The following is a 14,494-nucleotide window of genomic DNA, read 5'->3' as shown; positions in this document are numbered from 1 at the left end:
GTTTTCTAGTACGCTGCAGTATGCTACCTCGTATAAAAATGGTACAAGATTTATATAGCAACAATATCAAAACGTGGTGGCATCGTTTAACCACGACGCCACTGGCGTTAGTGAATACCTTAGTGGAGACGAAGTATGGCCTGGAATGAGCCTGGTGGTGGCAATCAGCACGACCCTTGGAGCAGTGGCGGCCGACGCGGTGGAAACGACGGCGATGGCAACCGTGGCGGTAATAATGGCGGCAATAAAGGAGGCAACAACCAAGGCCCTCCCGACTTGGATGAAGCGCTCAAAAAGTTTCAAGACAAGCTAAATAGCATGCTGGGTGGCGGCAAGAAGGGCGGTGGCAAAAAAACCGGCGGCGGTGGTGGCGGTAAAAGCCGTAATCCTTTTGCGCTGCCGGGCTTGCTAATTGTCGCCGCATTGGCGATTTGGGCGGCGATGGGGTTCTACCTCGTCGACCAATCCGAGCGCGGCGTTGTGCTACGCTTTGGCGAATTCCAAAGCATTGTCGATCCAGGTTTGCAATGGAACCCGCCGCTGATCGACGAAGTGCGTATGGTTAATGTGACCCGCGTACGCTCACTGACGCAAACGCAGTCGATGCTGACCCGTGACGAAAATATCGTTGAAGTGGAAATTTCAGCGCAGTACCAAGTGGCTAACCCTGGTGACTTTGTGCTCAACGTGCGTGATCCGGCCACTTCGATTGAAAACGCGTTGGATTCAGCATTGCGCCACGTGGTGGGTGGTACCGATATGATCGATATCCTTACCTCGGGCCGTGAGATTCTGGGTAGCTCGGTGTCTAGCCGTTTGCAGTCCTATCTCGACAACTATGGTGCCGGTATTCGTTTACAAACCATCAACATTGAGTCCACCTCGGCCCCCGAGCCCGTGATTGACGCCTTTGATGACGTTATCCGTGCCCGTGAAGATCGTCAGCGTACGATTAACCAAGGTATCGCTTACGCCAACGCGATCATTCCTGAAGCGCAAGGTCAGGCCCAGCGTGTGGTTGAGCAAGGCCAGGGTTACCGCGAGTCAGTGGTTGCTAGAGCGCAGGGTCAAGCTAACCGCTTTAATTCGCTGTTGACCGAGTACCGCAATTCACCGGGCATCATGCGTGAGCGGATGTACCTGGACGCAATCGAAGAAGTCTTTGGTAATACGCCGAAGGTGTTGCTGGATGTGAGTGACAACGCCCCGCTAATGTATCTACCGCTGGATCAGCTGCGGGGTGGCAATCGTTCATCGTCGGGTAATAATGCCAATAGTAACGAGTCGCTAGACCCCGCTGTGCTTGAGCGCTTGCGCAATACACAGGGCAGCAGTTCCTCATCCAGTAACAATAATAGCTCTATCCGCAGGGAGGGCCGGTAAATGATTAATAATCGATCCCTGCTGATTGTTGGTGGTCTAGCTGCCGTGGCGTGGCTGGCGAGCAACACTCTGTACGTGGTAGATGAAACCGAACGCGCCGTGAAACTGCGTTTTGGTGAGGTCATCGAAGAGAACATTCAGCCTGGTTTACATACCAAGGTGCCGATCGCGCAAACGATTCGTAAATTTGATGTGCGTTTGTTGACGCTGGACACCGATACCAGCCGCTATCTGACCCTTGAGCAGAAAGCGGTGATCGTCGACTCCTACGTCAAGTGGCAGGTGATTAACCCCACTCGCTACTACGAGGCGACGGCGGGCGATGAGTTAATGGCGGTTCGTTTGATTCAGCCGCGGGTGGATGAAAGCCTGCGTAACGAGTTTGGCCGCTTGAATCTTCAGGAAATTATCGCCGAGCGCCGCGATGATCTAATGACCGGCCCTACTGCAGAGCTAGACGAGTTAATGCGTGACGAGCTGGGCGTGGCGATTCGCGATATTCGTATCAAGCGGATTGATCTACCCCAAGACGTCTCCGCGGCTGTGTTTGATCGCATGCGCTCTGAGCGTGAGCGTGAAGCCCGTGAATGGCGCGCCCAGGGTGAGGAAGAAGCCGAGCGTATTCGCGCTAACGCGGATCGTCGTCGTCAAGTCCTGCTTGCCCAGGCCAATGAGCGCTCTGAGACACTACGCGGTGAAGGTGATGCCCAGGCCGCGGCGATCTTTTCAGAAGCTTACGGTCAGGATCAGGAGTTCTTCTCTTTCTGGCGCAGCCTAAATGCTTATCGTGAAAGCTTTGCTGACGATAACAACATGATGGTCTTGGAGCCGGATAGCGATTTCTTCCGCTATCTGCGCAATCCTTCACCAGCAGGTAGTGACAGCGAGTAACTCGTCACTGGTCGGGTCTCCCCGCCTCGGTTTACCTACCGCCAAGCGGGGTTCACCCGGCCAATAAACGTGATAGAATTTATTAACCGGGCGTCGCCCGGTTTTTTTGTGGCCCTTATTCAACGCTGATGCAGTCAATGGCCAAGTGCCAGTACTGCCTGAATGGATTGGGCCTTCATCGTCTTGCAGGATTGTTCACATGACCATCGCTGACCGCTGGCTATTGCCCGACGGCATGGATGAGGTACTTCCGCCTCAGGCAAGCCGCATGGAAGAGCTGCGCCGTGCGCTGCTCGATCTTTATCATCGCTGGGGCTACGACCAGGTAATGCCGCCGCCAGCAGAGTTTCTGGACTCCTTGTTAACCGGCACCGGTACCGACCTTGATCTCCAAACCTTTAAGCTGACCGATCAGTTAACCGGTCGTATGATGGGCGCTTCGGCGGACGTTACGCCACAGGTGGCGCGTATGGATGCCCATTCGTTAAAGCGTCAGGGGCCAGTGCGCCTGTGCTACTGCACTAACGTTTTACGTGCCAAGGCAGACCAGCACCAAGGTGGGCGCAGCCCCGTGCAGGTGGGTGTTGAGCTGTTTGGGCATGCCGGTCTTGAGGCTGACGGGGAAATTATTCACTTGGCCCTGGCCAGTCTGCAAGCAGCGGGTGCCGAAGAGGTCCACTTGGCGCTAGGGCATATCGGTATTTACCGTAGCCTTGCCGAGGCGGCAGCACTCAGTGACGAGCAAGAAAGTGCGCTATTCGAGGCGCTGGCGCTGAAGTCGCCTAGCCAGTTGGCGCAGCTTGTACATGCCAGTGTGAGCGACCCGGCAATAGCCGACATGTTGTTAGCCCTGGGTGAACTGCATGGCGGCGCGGAGGTTTTAAGCCAAGCGCGGGAGCGTTTCGCGGGCGCGCCGGCCTCGGTCACCGCGGCGCTGGATCAGCTGGATGCACTTTATCAAGGCGTGTTGGCACGCTTTGACGTATCGCTGTACGTTGACTTGGCAGAGCTGCGTGGCTATCAATATCACACGGGCATGATGTTTGCTGCCTACGTGCCAGGCTACGGACATGCGCTTGCGAAAGGTGGGCGTTACGACGATACCGGGCGAGCCTTTGGCCGTGCGCGCCCGGCCACCGGTTTCTCGATGGACCTGAAGCAGCTGGCCTCGTTAGCGCTGGTATCGCCGCGTAGCGGCGCTATCTGGTCGCCCGCCAAGCAAGATGAGTCGCTTAACGCTGCCGTTGTTGCGCTGCGTGAGCAGGGGGAACGCGTGATTCAAGCGCTGCCTGGGCAGCGTACTGGGCCGGCGGAGCATGACTGTGACCGCCGTCTTGAGCTTATCGATGGTCGTTGGCAGCCAACGGCCCTGACACAAGAGACGAGTGCATCATAATGGGTAAGAATGTTGTAGTGCTGGGCACCCAATGGGGTGACGAAGGCAAGGGTAAGATTGTTGACCTGCTCACCGAGTCAGCCTCCGCCGTAGTGCGTTTTCAGGGTGGTCATAACGCGGGTCACACGCTAGTGATTGACGGTGAAAAAACCGTCCTCCACCTGATTCCCTCCGGCGTTTTGCGCCCAGGCAAAAGCTGTGTGATTGGCAATGGTGTGGTGCTTTCGCCGGAAGCGTTAATCAAAGAGATGCGTGAGCTGGAAGCCAAAGGTGTTCCAGTCCGCGAGCGCTTGCGCCTGTCGCCTGCCTGCCCGCTGATTCTGCCTTACCACGTGCGCTTGGATCAGGCTCGCGAAAAAGCCCGTGGGATTGCCAAAATTGGCACGACCGGCCGCGGTATTGGTCCTGCTTACGAAGACAAAGTCGCCCGCCGTGGTATCCGCCTAGGCGATATGCTGCACCGCGAGCGGTTTGCCTCCAAGCTGGGAGAAGTGCTCGACTACCACAACTTTGTGCTGGTCAATTACCACGGCGAGCCCGCGGTGGATTTCCAGGAGGTGCTCGACACCGCGATGCAGATGGCAGAAGAGCTGCGTCCCATGGTGTGCGACACCGTCAGCATGGTGCACGACCTGCGCAAAGCCGGTGAGAATATCCTGTTTGAAGGGGCGCAAGGCTCGCTTTTGGATATCGACCACGGCACCTACCCGTACGTGACCAGCTCCAATACCACGGCGGGCGGCACCGCGACAGGCTCTGGCGTTGGCCCGCTGTATTTAGACTACGTGCTGGGTATCACCAAAGCGTATACCACTCGCGTTGGTTCAGGCCCGTTCCCCACCGAGCTATTTGACGTCGATGGCCGTCATCTTGCCGAGCGCGGCCACGAGTTTGGTGCCACCACCGGTCGTGCGCGCCGCTGCGGCTGGTTTGACGCCGTGGCACTGCGCCACGCGGTACAGATCAACTCGGTCTCGGGTATCTGTTTGACCAAGCTTGACGTGCTGGATGGGCTGGAAAATATCCGCGTTTGCGTTGGCTATCGCAGTAAAGATGGCGACGTGCTGGATAACCCGGTGGATTCGGAAGGCTACGAAGCCATCGAGCCGCTTTACCAGGACCTGCCAGGCTGGAAAGAGTCGACGCTGGGGGTCAAGCAAGTCGCCGATTTGCCTGCCAATGCCCGCGCTTACATCAGCTTCCTGGAAGAGCAGGTGGGTACCAGTATCGATATTATTTCCACCGGTCCTGATCGTATGGAAACCATCGTGCTGCGCAACCCGTTCGATGATTAAGCGTGGTTCAAGCGGGTTATTAATGAATAGATGAGCAGATGAACAAAAAGGGGCAACTACGTTGCCCCTTTTGCATTGCTAAATCGCCATTAAAAGTCGATGCCGCGACGCGCCTGTATCCCATTGTTAAAGGCGTGGCGCACTTCCTGCATTTCGGTCACCGTATCGGCCATGTCGACTAATTCGCGGTGGGCGTTACGGCCAGTGATAATCACCGTCTGCTCCGTCGGGCGATTTTCTAGCGCCTGCTTGACGGTAGCGATGTCCAGGTAGCCAAACTTGAGCATATAGGTGATTTCGTCGAGCACCACCAGATAGGTGTCTGGGTCCGCCAGCATGCGCTCGGCTTCTTTCCATACTGCGTGACAGGCGTCGGTATCCGCTTGGCGATTTTGCGTATCCCAGGTGAAGCCGGTCGCCATGATCGCCACTTCTAGGTTGGTATCCTCCTCCAAACGATTGCGTTCGCCACACTCCCAAAGCCCTTTAATAAACTGCACCACGGCTACTTTATAGCCATAGCCTAACGACCGGGTAACCGTGCCCCAGGCGGCCGTTGTTTTGCCTTTGCCATTGCCGGTGTTAACGATAACCAGACCGCGCTGCTCATCGGCACTGGCGACTTTCTCGTCAACGCGGGCCTTGAGTTTTTGCATGGAGGCTTTGTGGCGGGTGTCGCGGTCACTCATGGTATCTCCTGGTAAAAAAAGAGTAGGTTGAACAATAGACGATTTTATAAACCGCTAGCCTAAGCCATCCGGAGAGGGTTGAACATCTTTACGGAGGTGCTTGAAGATAATTTCTGTACAAATATTTTTCAGTCTTGGCGAAGATTTGTCTTAATAATGGGTGCGGTAAAGCAACAAAAAACAACAGAATTGGCCCCTAGGGGGTTGGCTGCTCTAGAATAGGGGGTCATGTCTCGCCAGGAATTACATAATGCCCTCATTTGATATTGTCTCAGAGTTCGATAAGCACGAAGGCGCCAACGCCGTTGATCAAGCCAACCGAGAAGTGCAGTCGCGGTTTGATTTTAAAGGCGTCGATGCCAGCTTCACCCTTGAAGGTGACAAAGTGCAGCTCGAGGCTGAAGTTGATTTCCAGCTTAAGCAAATGCTCGATGTGCTGCGTGCACGTCTTATCGCCCGGGGCATCGATGCCCGCTGTATGGATATCCAAGACCCCGTACTCACAGGCGTGAAAGCGCGCCAGGAAGTCGCTCTCAAGGAAGGGCTCGACGCGGCGGAAGCCAAAGATGTGGTTAAGCGTATCAAAGCCAGCAAGTTAAAAGTGCAGGCGCAAATCCAAGGTGAGAAAGTCCGGGTAACGGGTAAAAAACGCGACGACTTACAAAACGTCATGGCGCTACTACGCGGCGAAGAGGGGCCGGATCTACCCCTTCAATTTGATAATTTCCGCGATTAAGCGGTGATGTTAACTAAACTGATTATGTAATATTCGTTTTATACAGGAGTCCCGCACTATGTCTGATCCGCAGCCGGTTTATTTAAGCGACTACCAGCCGCCCGCCTACCGGGTAACCCATACCGAGCTGACGTTTGATCTTGACCCCGCCGCGACCCGTGTGAAAGCGCGACTATTGATGGAGCGTCATCCAGAGGCTGACGCTAACGCGCCGCTTGTGTTAAATGGCGAGCATTTAAAGCTGATCTCCCTGGCGATAGATGCAGCGCCGCTGGAGGCCTCTGCTTATACGCTGGACGAACAAGCCCTGAGCATTGCGCAAGTGCCCGAGCAGTTCACGTTGGAAAGCGAGGTGGAGATTGCCCCGCAGGAGAACACGGCGCTAGAAGGCCTGTATCAATCCAATGGCATGTACTGCACTCAGTGCGAGGCGGAAGGCTTTCGGCGGATCACCTTTTACCCCGACCGCCCGGACGTTATGGCGACGTTTAAGGTCACTGTCATCGGCAATCAGCAACATGAGCCGGTTTTGCTGGCCAACGGCAATCCGCTAGAGCGCGGCGAGCTGGAAGGTGGGCGTCATTTTGCGACTTGGGAAGACCCGCACCCCAAGCCCTGTTATTTGTTTGCTCTTGTTGCGGGCAATTTACACAGCATAGAAGACCACTTCACCACCATGAGCGGTCGCGATGTCACGCTGCAGATTTGGGTGGAAAAAGACAATCTAGACAAGACCGAGCATGCCATGGCCTCGTTAAAGCGCGCCATGGCGTGGGACGAGCAGACCTACGGCCGCGAATATGACCTGGATCTGTTTATGATTGTGGCGGTCAACGACTTCAATATGGGGGCGATGGAAAACAAAGGCCTTAATATTTTTAACGCCGCTGCGGTATTGACCCACCCCCATACGGCGACTGACGCTGCTTTTCAGAGTGTCGAAGGCATCGTTGCCCATGAATACTTTCACAACTGGTCGGGTAATCGCGTCACCTGCCGCGACTGGTTTCAGCTCTCGCTGAAAGAGGGCTTTACGGTCTTTCGTGATCAATGCTTTTCGGCGGACACCAATTCTGCCCCGGTCAAGCGTATTCAGGATGTGTCGTTTTTCCGCACTGCGCAGTTTGCCGAAGATGGCGGCCCAACGGCGCACCCGATTCGCCCCGACCATTTTATTGAAATTACCAACTTCTATACTCTGACGATTTATGAAAAAGGTGCCGAAGTCGTGCGCATGCTGCGCAACCTGGTCGGCTGGGAGAATTTTCGTCGCGGCTCAGACCTGTATTTTGCTCGCTTCGACGGCCAGGCGGTGACCATTGAGGATTTCGTCGGCTGTATGGCGGAGGTTTCCGGTGAAGACCTGAGTCAGTTTATGCGCTGGTACGCCCAGGCAGGCACGCCCGAGATCGACGCCCATGGCGAGTACGATTACGTGCATGGTGAGTACCAGCTAACGCTACATCAGCGCACGCCTGCAACGCCAGGGCAGCCGAATAAGCAGCCGCTGCATATCCCCGTGCATATGGGCTTGGTGGGCACCAAGTCGGGCCAGGATCTAACCCTGACGCTCGATGGCGAAAAGATCGGTAAAGACGCGGTTATTCACCTGCGTGACGACGAGCAGACGTTTGTCTTTACCGATGTTGCCGAAGCGCCGGTACCTTCCTTGCTGCGTGAGTTTTCTGCGCCGGTTAAGCTGAATTACCCCTATTCCCGGGAGGAGCTGGCCTTTTTGCTGACCCACGACAGCGATGGCTTCAACCGCTGGGATGCCGGTCAGCGATTGGCCTTGTTAGCGTTGGAAGACTTGATTGCCGCCCACCGCAACGGCGTCGAAAAAGTCATGGATAGCCGCGTGGTGGATGCCTTTAAAGCATTGCTGACCGGGCCAATGAACGATAAGGCCGTATTGGCAGAGATGTTGACGCTGCCTTCTGAAGCGTATATCGCCGAGCAGCAGCCCATTGTCGACGTTGAGGCCATTCACGCCGCGCGTGAATTTGTGCGCCAGTCCCTGGCCGTTACCCTGCGCGATGAATTTCTCGCTATCTTTGCGGCCAATGTGGCGGAAGCGCCCTATGCGCCGACGCCAGCACAAATAGCTCAGCGTAGCTTGAAAAACGTCGCGCTTGCCTATTTGATGTCGATTGAAGACGAGCAGGGCCTAGCACTGTGTGAAGCGCAGTTTGCCGACGACCACAATATGACCGATGTGCGTCAAGCGCTCACGCTATTGGTGCACAGTGACCGCGATGATCTTGCCTCGCCAGCCTTGAAAGCCTTTGGCGAGAAGTGGGCTCACGACCCCTTGGTGATGGATCAGTGGTTCACTATTCAGGTATCGCGCCCTCAGCCAGACGTGCTGGAACGGGTGAAGTACTTAATGCAGCACCCTGCTTTTTCGCTCAAAAATCCCAACAAGGTCCGCGCGCTAATCGGTGCGTTTGCTCAGAACCGGGTTAATTTCCACCGCATCGATGGTCAAGGCTACCAACTATTGGCTGATGTGGTTATTGAGCTTAACCTGCTCAATCCTGAAATTGCCGCGCGGCTCATTACCCCGTTAACGCGCTGGCAGCGCTTTGATGAAACCCGCCAGGAATTAATGCGGTCACAGCTTGAGCGGATTAAACAACAGCCCCTTTCTGCCAATGTGTATGAAGTGGTCGAGAAGGCGTTAGTGCAGTAAGGCGATAGGTGCTTAAAGCGGTTAACCAAGGAAAGGATTAACACCAGTGACAGACTCTAAGCAGCATTATTTACTGATTGTCAACGGTAAATCGGCCGGGAATCCGGCATTGCGCGAAGCAGTCGAAGGGCAACGCCAGGCAGGGAAGCAGGTTACTGTTCGCGCTACCTGGGAAGGGGGAGATGCGGAAGATATTGTCGAGCAATATGGGGCAACGGATATCACCCATGCGATCGCCTGTGGTGGGGATGGTACCGTGAGCGAAGTGATGAATGGCTTAATGCGCTTGCCCCACGATCAACGTCCGGCGTTAGGCATTGTGCCATTAGGCAGCGCCAACGACTTTGCAACGTCGTTAGGTCTGCCGCTGGAGCCCGGGCCGGCTTTGGCGTTGGCAATGACGCTAAGTGCTTACCCGATTGATGTCGTCCGAGTATCGGCGGGGCGTGGTAGTGAATCGTCTACTGGCTACTATATCAATATGACCACCGGCGGATTCGGCGCTGAAATAACCTCCTCAACGCCGAAAACCCTGAAACGCATGCTGGGTGGCGGCGCCTATTCGTTAATGGGCGCGCTAAAAGCGTGGCGTCACCGTAGCTATCGCGGCTCGCTGCACTGGGACGAAAAACAAGAGGAGGCGTCACTGCTATTATTGGCGCTAGGTAATGGCCGCCAGTCGGGGGGCGGGCAGGTGTTAGCGCCTCGCGCCAAGCTTGATGATGGTCTTTTGGACGTGTTGCTGGTCAAAGACTTCAAATCGATGATGGAGTTGACCAAGCTAATCAATGAGCTACAGAGCTTTCCTTACGACGGACGCTTTGTGCGTTACTTCACGACGACCAAAATGACGGTAACGGCGGAGGCGGGTGACCCAGCCTGGCCGCTCACGTTGGATGGCGAGGCGCGCTGTTATAAACACTTTTGCGCTGAAGTGGTGCCTCTCGCGCTGCGGGTGCTAATGCCCGATGATTGCCCTTTGTTGTCGGCAAATCATGCGGCTTAAGTGTTTAATACCCACGTTCTACTGTTTATATGGAGAAAAATTAAATGGCTAATCGCATATGGATACCCGCACTCGCCGCCCTGGCGCTTATGTTGAGCGCCTGCGGAGACGCCCAGGAAGAGCCCACCGCGCCTTCAGACGATGAAAGCGCAACGGTCTCGGAGGGCGAAACGGTAGGCGAGGAAGAGGCCCCATCGGCTGCGGCCGAAAACACGCCAGCCAGCGCTGACGAAGTGGAAGACACTATCGAGGCACAAGCCGCCGAAGAGCTTGAGCAGGCTGAGACCATGCGTGAAGGCAGTGATACGGAAAATGCCGAGGCGGCTACCGCACCCGCTGAAGACGTTGACGCTGGAGAAGAGACGCTCGCCGCTGATCCTGAGGATGTGCTCAATGAAGAGAGCGCAATGCCCGGCGAGGCGACTCGTTCCGATGTGGATGAGATGATCGCCGAAACCGAACGCCGTTTTGAAGAAGCCGAACAGCGTCTTGAAGAACAGTTTCAAGAGGTAGAGCAGCAGGCACCTACGTTAGAGCCAGCCGAAGATGAAGATTTCTCGTCTACTTGGGAGACTGAGGGCAGTGTGCCCGAGCGGACGCCCCTAGACGATGGTCTTGAGTCTACCGATGTAGACGCCCTGATTGAGGAGACCGAGCGTCGCTTCGAAGAAGCGGAGCAACGTCTTGAGGAGCAGTTTCAAGAGCTGGAAAGTCTAGATCCTGAGAGCGGGGCCGTATTGGAGCCCGGCGAACTGGACGCCGGTGAGGACAGCCAGGAAGTCGGTGATGGTGGTAACGGAGAATCTCGAAGCGAAGGCTAACCGCTAAAGTGATGATGGTCGGTGCTGAAGTATTCAAATAGGCAATAAAAAAAGGCCCGCTTATGCGGGCCTTTGTCCATCCGTTTGCAATTAAGCAGGGCGGATGTTGGAAGCCTGAAGGCCTTTTTTACCCTGAGTCACTTCAAAGCTGACTTTTTGACCATCTTGCAGGGTCTTAAAGCCTTCAGCTTGAATTTCGGAGAAGTGGGCGAACAAGTCGTCTCCGCCGTCATCAGGAGAGATGAAGCCGAAGCCTTTAGTATCGTTGAACCACTTAACGGTGCCAGTTGCCATTTTCTGTTTCCTTAACTTGCTTAGTTATCTTGCTTAGTTACAACGGGCAACTCGATTGTTCACCCGCTATAATTACTCTAGATGTAAACACCGCCGTCGTCCAGCGACATTGCTAAGATTTTTTCTTTGGTTGCGAGCAGGCTCACATGACCCAGTTTGGCTTTATTGATGCGCAGTTTGTTTCTTTTCTGGTGGCGATCACGCTGCTAACGATTAGCCCAGGGGTCGACACGCTGCTGGTGATTCGCAATACGGCCCGGGGTGGCGTTCGCGATGGCGTCACCACCAGCGTCGCGATCTGCTGTGGCCTGTTTATTCATGCGACGATTTCGGCGCTGGGGATCTCGCTCATCCTGCTGCAATCAGCCTGGGCCTTTCATGCCCTGAAGTGGGTGGGCGCGGGCTATTTGATTTGGCTGGGTATTACCAGTTTATTGGCGGCGCGGCGTGGGCAGCCGCTACCGGTTAATGGCGTACTGGAAGGCACCTCCGTAAGCTCTCGCTGGCAGCCGGTCAAAGAAGGCTTTTTGTCCAATGTGCTGAACCCTAAAACGGTGGTGTTCTATATGGCCTTTTTGCCTCAGTTCATCGCGCCGAGCGACCCGGTATTGCTGAAGTCGCTATGGTTAGCAGGGGTACACTTTATGATTGCTAATATATGGCAAATTAGCGTTGTGTTAATGGTGGGGAGTGCCACTCGGTGGTTAGCCAATGCGCGTTTTGCGCAAACCTTAAACGCCGCCACTGGCACCGTGTTGATTGCCTTTGGAATTCGCCTCGCGCTAACCCAGCGCCCGGTATAACCGGGCGCGAATGCAAACAGCGCAGCAGGGTGGCTTATCGGCGGGCGAGTAACGCACGATCGTAGCGTACCTGCTGCTCGCTATCGCTAAGCAGTGAAACGCCTTCGCTATTACCGCCGTTGGCGAGGCTCTCAAAAATCACCCGGTAGGTAAGCACCGCCTGCACATAGTTGCGGGTTTCTCGGTAGGGAATGCTCTCTACAAAGAGATCAAAGGCCTCTACGCCATCGCCAAGCCATCGGTCGACGCGCCCAGGGCCTGCGTTATAAGCAGCGGCGGCGGCCAGGCGGTTGCCCTGGTAGCGTTGCAGTTTGTCGCGCAAGTAGGTGCTGCCCAGGCGGATGTTGAGCTCTGGATCGAGCACGCCGTAAGGGCCAGGGTCATTAATGCCCAGTTCACGGCTGACTTGGCGGGCGGTGCCCGGCATTAATTGCATTAAACCACGCGCGCCGGCGGGCGAAAGCGCATTGGGGTTATAGGCGCTTTCCCGACGGGTAATCGCCATCAGCAAGTAAGGATCAACGCCGGTGAGACGGCCCCAGTGCTGAAAGTCATCGTGGTAGGCCTGGGGGAAGCGCCAGTCCAGGGCATCCCACATTTCGGCGGCAATGGTGGTCTGCACTAAGCGGGCGTGCCACTGCTGGCGGGCGGCGTAGTCGGCCAATTCCCGTGCCTGCTCAGGAGAGCCGTTCTGCGCCGCGTGCAGCCACTCGCTGTTGGCGAGGCCGTCTTCGCCGATGCGCAGGAGGGCCTCGGTACGTTGCACAACGGGGAGTTGAGCAATACGTTGCCGTGATACTTCGTCAAAGTGATGGCGCTCAAGATTTAGCTGATAGGGTTGACCAAGTTTTTCGGCCGCGGCAAAGCCGTAAAAACTGCGATCCTGAGCGGCCTGCTGATAGCGCGCTTCAGCGGCTGCCTGGTTGCCAATCTGCGTATTGGCGCGGCCCAGCCAGTACTGCCAGCGGCTATTTTCCTGCTGACCCGCGGGCATTTCAGCAATCCAGTGGATCACATCGTTCCAATCCCGGTTAGCCAACGCATGGCGAACACGCAGTTCTAACACACGCTCGCTTTCAAGGCTGGGTAGCACGCTGTCGACCCAGCTCAGCGTGCCGGGTACTTCGCGCACCAGGGCATAAAAGGCCAGTTCTTCTTCAATGGCCTGCCGGTCGCTGGGCAACAGATTCAAGCGTGGCGAGAGTGCTTGCCAGGCGGCAAACGCGGCCGGCGTGTCCTCGCGGGTGTAGCGCTGCATGGCGGCCCGGTAGAAGCTTGCTGTGGCGGCACACTCCGGGCCCAAACAGGCGGGCGCCTGAGTAATTGCGCCACTGCGCTCGCTGACGCTTTCCATGGTCTCAACGGCGGTTTGCCACTGGCCGCTTAATAGCCCACCCAGGTAGCTGGATAGACGTGACTCACCCGCCTGCCAGGCCAGCATTTTGCGTTCCCAAATCGCCGTGGCATCAATCGTGCCGTTGGCCCGCAGACGGTCAAAAAGCGGGTCGCAAGCATCGGGCTGAGAGCTGCCGACGTGCCATAGCTGCAACCCGGCCGCATTTGCCTGCTGCGGTTGAGCATCAAGCAACGCCGTGTAGTAGTAGCATTGGCGCGCCGTGCCAGCGGGTTCGCCGTCAGCAACGGCGAGCAGGTCGCCATAGCGACCCGCATAGCCGTATTGAGCAATCGCCTGACCCCGGAGCCACACAGCCAAAGGAGAGTCGGCGTATTGGTCAAGAAAGCGCTGCACTTGCTCAGGGGAAGCATTCGGCAACTGTCCTTTTAGGCGGTGGTATTCGACATAGCCTCGTAGCGGGTGGTCTTCAATCGAGCGTTCATCAACCCGCGCCCACTGTTGTTCCCGGGCCGCGGCGAGGGCGTTGCGTAACTCACTATCGGATGCGGCCCACGAGACGGCGGGCATTCCCACCGAAAGGGCGGTGCCCAGCACAACGCTACAAAGTGCACGGGCGGTATGGCGAAATGGCGAAACCAGCATGGTGCTCTCTCTCTATCGATGTCAGGCAATGGTGATCTGGAAAGGTGGGGCGGTGACAGCTGAGCGCTTGCTATAATGAACGAATGTTGACAGCGACTATCCGACATTACAGGTACTCAGAGGATTCAATGACAATGGCCCCATTATCCACTTGGTGGTTCTTGCGTCGACTCAAATCTCGCCTTTGGGCGACAAAACGTATTGTGCGTGCGCTAAAGCTGTTCCTGCCCATGACCCGTGACGTGCTGCGTGGCCGTTTTCGGCCTGTTCCCTGGTCAGCCTTTGCCATGATGGCCCTGGCGCTGGGCTACCTGATAATGCCGTTTGACCTGATACCCGATTTTTTGATGCTGATCGGCGTGGTCGATGACGTGCTGATTGTCGGTTGGCTGCTCAACCGTATCGATCAATGCTTAGAAGATTATCGCGCCTGGAAATATGGCGACCCCGATATAACTCCTTCTTAATGCGCAGCCGCTTGAAAAAAAC

At 56.0% G+C, this 14,494-nt stretch carries 13 protein-coding genes; 10 read left to right on the top strand and 3 right to left on the bottom strand.

Annotated features, from left to right (window positions below; translation table 11 throughout):
* Window positions 1–135: 135 nt before the first annotated feature.
* From hflK to HVA01_RS06320, 4 genes are all read left to right on the top strand, one after another.
* Complete coding sequence (gene hflK, locus HVA01_RS06335; RefSeq protein WP_146874039.1) at window positions 136–1,383, top strand: FtsH protease activity modulator HflK; 1,248 nt, start codon at window positions 136–138, stop codon at window positions 1,381–1,383.
* Window positions 1,384–2,274, top strand: a complete 891-nt coding sequence (gene hflC / locus HVA01_RS06330; RefSeq protein ID WP_146874037.1) for a protease modulator HflC — start codon at window positions 1,384–1,386, stop codon at window positions 2,272–2,274.
* Between the two features lie 199 nt (window positions 2,275–2,473).
* The gene (locus HVA01_RS06325) at window positions 2,474–3,670 is read left to right on the top strand and encodes an ATP phosphoribosyltransferase regulatory subunit (RefSeq protein WP_146874035.1); all 1,197 of its coding nucleotides are present in this window, start codon (window positions 2,474–2,476) and stop codon (window positions 3,668–3,670) included.
* On the top strand, window positions 3,670–4,965 hold the full coding sequence (locus HVA01_RS06320; RefSeq protein ID WP_146874033.1) for an adenylosuccinate synthase: 1,296 nt from the start codon (window positions 3,670–3,672) through the stop codon (window positions 4,963–4,965). Before HVA01_RS06325 ends, HVA01_RS06320 begins: the two co-directional genes overlap by 1 nt.
* Window positions 4,966–5,054: 89 nt before the next feature.
* Here HVA01_RS06320 and cobO read toward each other — a convergent pair whose 3' ends face one another.
* Window positions 5,055–5,654, bottom strand: a complete 600-nt coding sequence (gene cobO / locus HVA01_RS06315) for a cob(I)yrinic acid a,c-diamide adenosyltransferase (RefSeq protein ID WP_146874031.1) — start codon at window positions 5,652–5,654, stop codon at window positions 5,055–5,057.
* Window positions 5,655–5,904: 250 nt separating this feature from the next.
* On the opposite strand from cobO, the gene HVA01_RS06310 reads away from it, so the two are divergent.
* Genes HVA01_RS06310 through HVA01_RS06295 form a run of 4 tightly spaced genes read left to right on the top strand, consistent with a single transcriptional unit; the run spans window position 5,905 to window position 10,909 of the window.
* Window positions 5,905–6,390, top strand: coding sequence for a YajQ family cyclic di-GMP-binding protein (locus tag HVA01_RS06310; protein ID WP_146874029.1), 486 nt, complete (start codon window positions 5,905–5,907; stop codon window positions 6,388–6,390).
* Window positions 6,391–6,448: 58 nt separating this feature from the next.
* Entirely contained in the window at window positions 6,449–9,082 is a 2,634-nt protein-coding gene (pepN, locus tag HVA01_RS06305) for an aminopeptidase N (RefSeq protein ID WP_146874027.1), read from the top strand.
* A gap of 46 nt (window positions 9,083–9,128) precedes the next feature.
* Window positions 9,129–10,088 carry a lipid kinase YegS gene (yegS, locus tag HVA01_RS06300; protein ID WP_146874024.1) on the top strand — a complete coding sequence of 320 codons (960 nt, stop codon included), beginning with the start codon at window positions 9,129–9,131 and terminating at the stop codon, window positions 10,086–10,088.
* Window positions 10,089–10,132: 44 nt separating this feature from the next.
* Window positions 10,133–10,909, top strand: coding sequence for a hypothetical protein (locus tag HVA01_RS06295; RefSeq protein WP_246129504.1), 777 nt, complete (start codon window positions 10,133–10,135; stop codon window positions 10,907–10,909).
* Window positions 10,910–10,999: 90 nt separating this feature from the next.
* Here HVA01_RS06295 and HVA01_RS06290 read toward each other — a convergent pair whose 3' ends face one another.
* Complete coding sequence (locus tag HVA01_RS06290) at window positions 11,000–11,203, bottom strand: cold-shock protein (RefSeq protein WP_007114660.1); 204 nt, start codon at window positions 11,201–11,203, stop codon at window positions 11,000–11,002.
* 146 nt (window positions 11,204–11,349) lie between these two features.
* On the opposite strand from HVA01_RS06290, the gene HVA01_RS06285 reads away from it, so the two are divergent.
* Window positions 11,350–12,006 carry a LysE family translocator gene (locus HVA01_RS06285; RefSeq protein ID WP_146874023.1) on the top strand — a complete coding sequence of 219 codons (657 nt, stop codon included), beginning with the start codon at window positions 11,350–11,352 and terminating at the stop codon, window positions 12,004–12,006.
* A gap of 34 nt (window positions 12,007–12,040) precedes the next feature.
* On the opposite strand, the gene HVA01_RS06280 is transcribed toward HVA01_RS06285, so the two are convergent.
* The gene (locus tag HVA01_RS06280) at window positions 12,041–14,005 is read right to left on the bottom strand and encodes a transglycosylase SLT domain-containing protein (RefSeq protein WP_146874021.1); all 1,965 of its coding nucleotides are present in this window, start codon (window positions 14,003–14,005) and stop codon (window positions 12,041–12,043) included.
* A gap of 134 nt (window positions 14,006–14,139) precedes the next feature.
* Between HVA01_RS06280 and HVA01_RS06275 the strand changes: the two genes are divergently transcribed.
* Window positions 14,140–14,472 (top strand): YkvA family protein, encoded by a 333-nt coding sequence (locus HVA01_RS06275; RefSeq protein ID WP_146874019.1) that lies wholly within the window; start codon window positions 14,140–14,142, stop codon window positions 14,470–14,472.
* Window positions 14,473–14,494: the final 22 nt, after the last annotated feature.

This window comes from Halovibrio variabilis (genome assembly GCF_007991175.1).
Taxonomy (GTDB): domain Bacteria; phylum Pseudomonadota; class Gammaproteobacteria; order Pseudomonadales; family Halomonadaceae; genus Vreelandella; species Vreelandella variabilis.
Note: the sequence above shows the minus strand (reverse complement) of the source record. Positions and strands in the feature narration are given on the sequence as shown.

What these genes read in the sequence shown, in the direction of transcription:
- HVA01_RS06325 (WP_146874035.1), top strand. Translation starts at nt 2,474, where the DNA reads ATGACCATCGCTGACCGCTGGCTATTGCCCGACGGCATGGATGAGGTA.
- HVA01_RS06285 (WP_146874023.1), top strand. Translation starts at nt 11,350, where the DNA reads ATGACCCAGTTTGGCTTTATTGATGCGCAGTTTGTTTCTTTTCTGGTG.
- pepN (WP_146874027.1), top strand. Translation starts at nt 6,449, where the DNA reads ATGTCTGATCCGCAGCCGGTTTATTTAAGCGACTACCAGCCGCCCGCC.
- HVA01_RS06280 (WP_146874021.1), bottom strand. Translation starts at nt 14,005, where the DNA reads ATGCTGGTTTCGCCATTTCGCCATACCGCCCGTGCACTTTGTAGCGTT.
- HVA01_RS06275 (WP_146874019.1), top strand. Translation starts at nt 14,140, where the DNA reads ATGGCCCCATTATCCACTTGGTGGTTCTTGCGTCGACTCAAATCTCGC.
- hflC (WP_146874037.1), top strand. Translation starts at nt 1,384, where the DNA reads ATGATTAATAATCGATCCCTGCTGATTGTTGGTGGTCTAGCTGCCGTG.
- HVA01_RS06310 (WP_146874029.1), top strand. Translation starts at nt 5,905, where the DNA reads ATGCCCTCATTTGATATTGTCTCAGAGTTCGATAAGCACGAAGGCGCC.
- hflK (WP_146874039.1), top strand. Translation starts at nt 136, where the DNA reads ATGGCCTGGAATGAGCCTGGTGGTGGCAATCAGCACGACCCTTGGAGC.
- HVA01_RS06290 (WP_007114660.1), bottom strand. Translation starts at nt 11,203, where the DNA reads ATGGCAACTGGCACCGTTAAGTGGTTCAACGATACTAAAGGCTTCGGC.
- cobO (WP_146874031.1), bottom strand. Translation starts at nt 5,654, where the DNA reads ATGAGTGACCGCGACACCCGCCACAAAGCCTCCATGCAAAAACTCAAG.
- HVA01_RS06295 (WP_246129504.1), top strand. Translation starts at nt 10,133, where the DNA reads ATGGCTAATCGCATATGGATACCCGCACTCGCCGCCCTGGCGCTTATG.
- HVA01_RS06320 (WP_146874033.1), top strand. Translation starts at nt 3,670, where the DNA reads ATGGGTAAGAATGTTGTAGTGCTGGGCACCCAATGGGGTGACGAAGGC.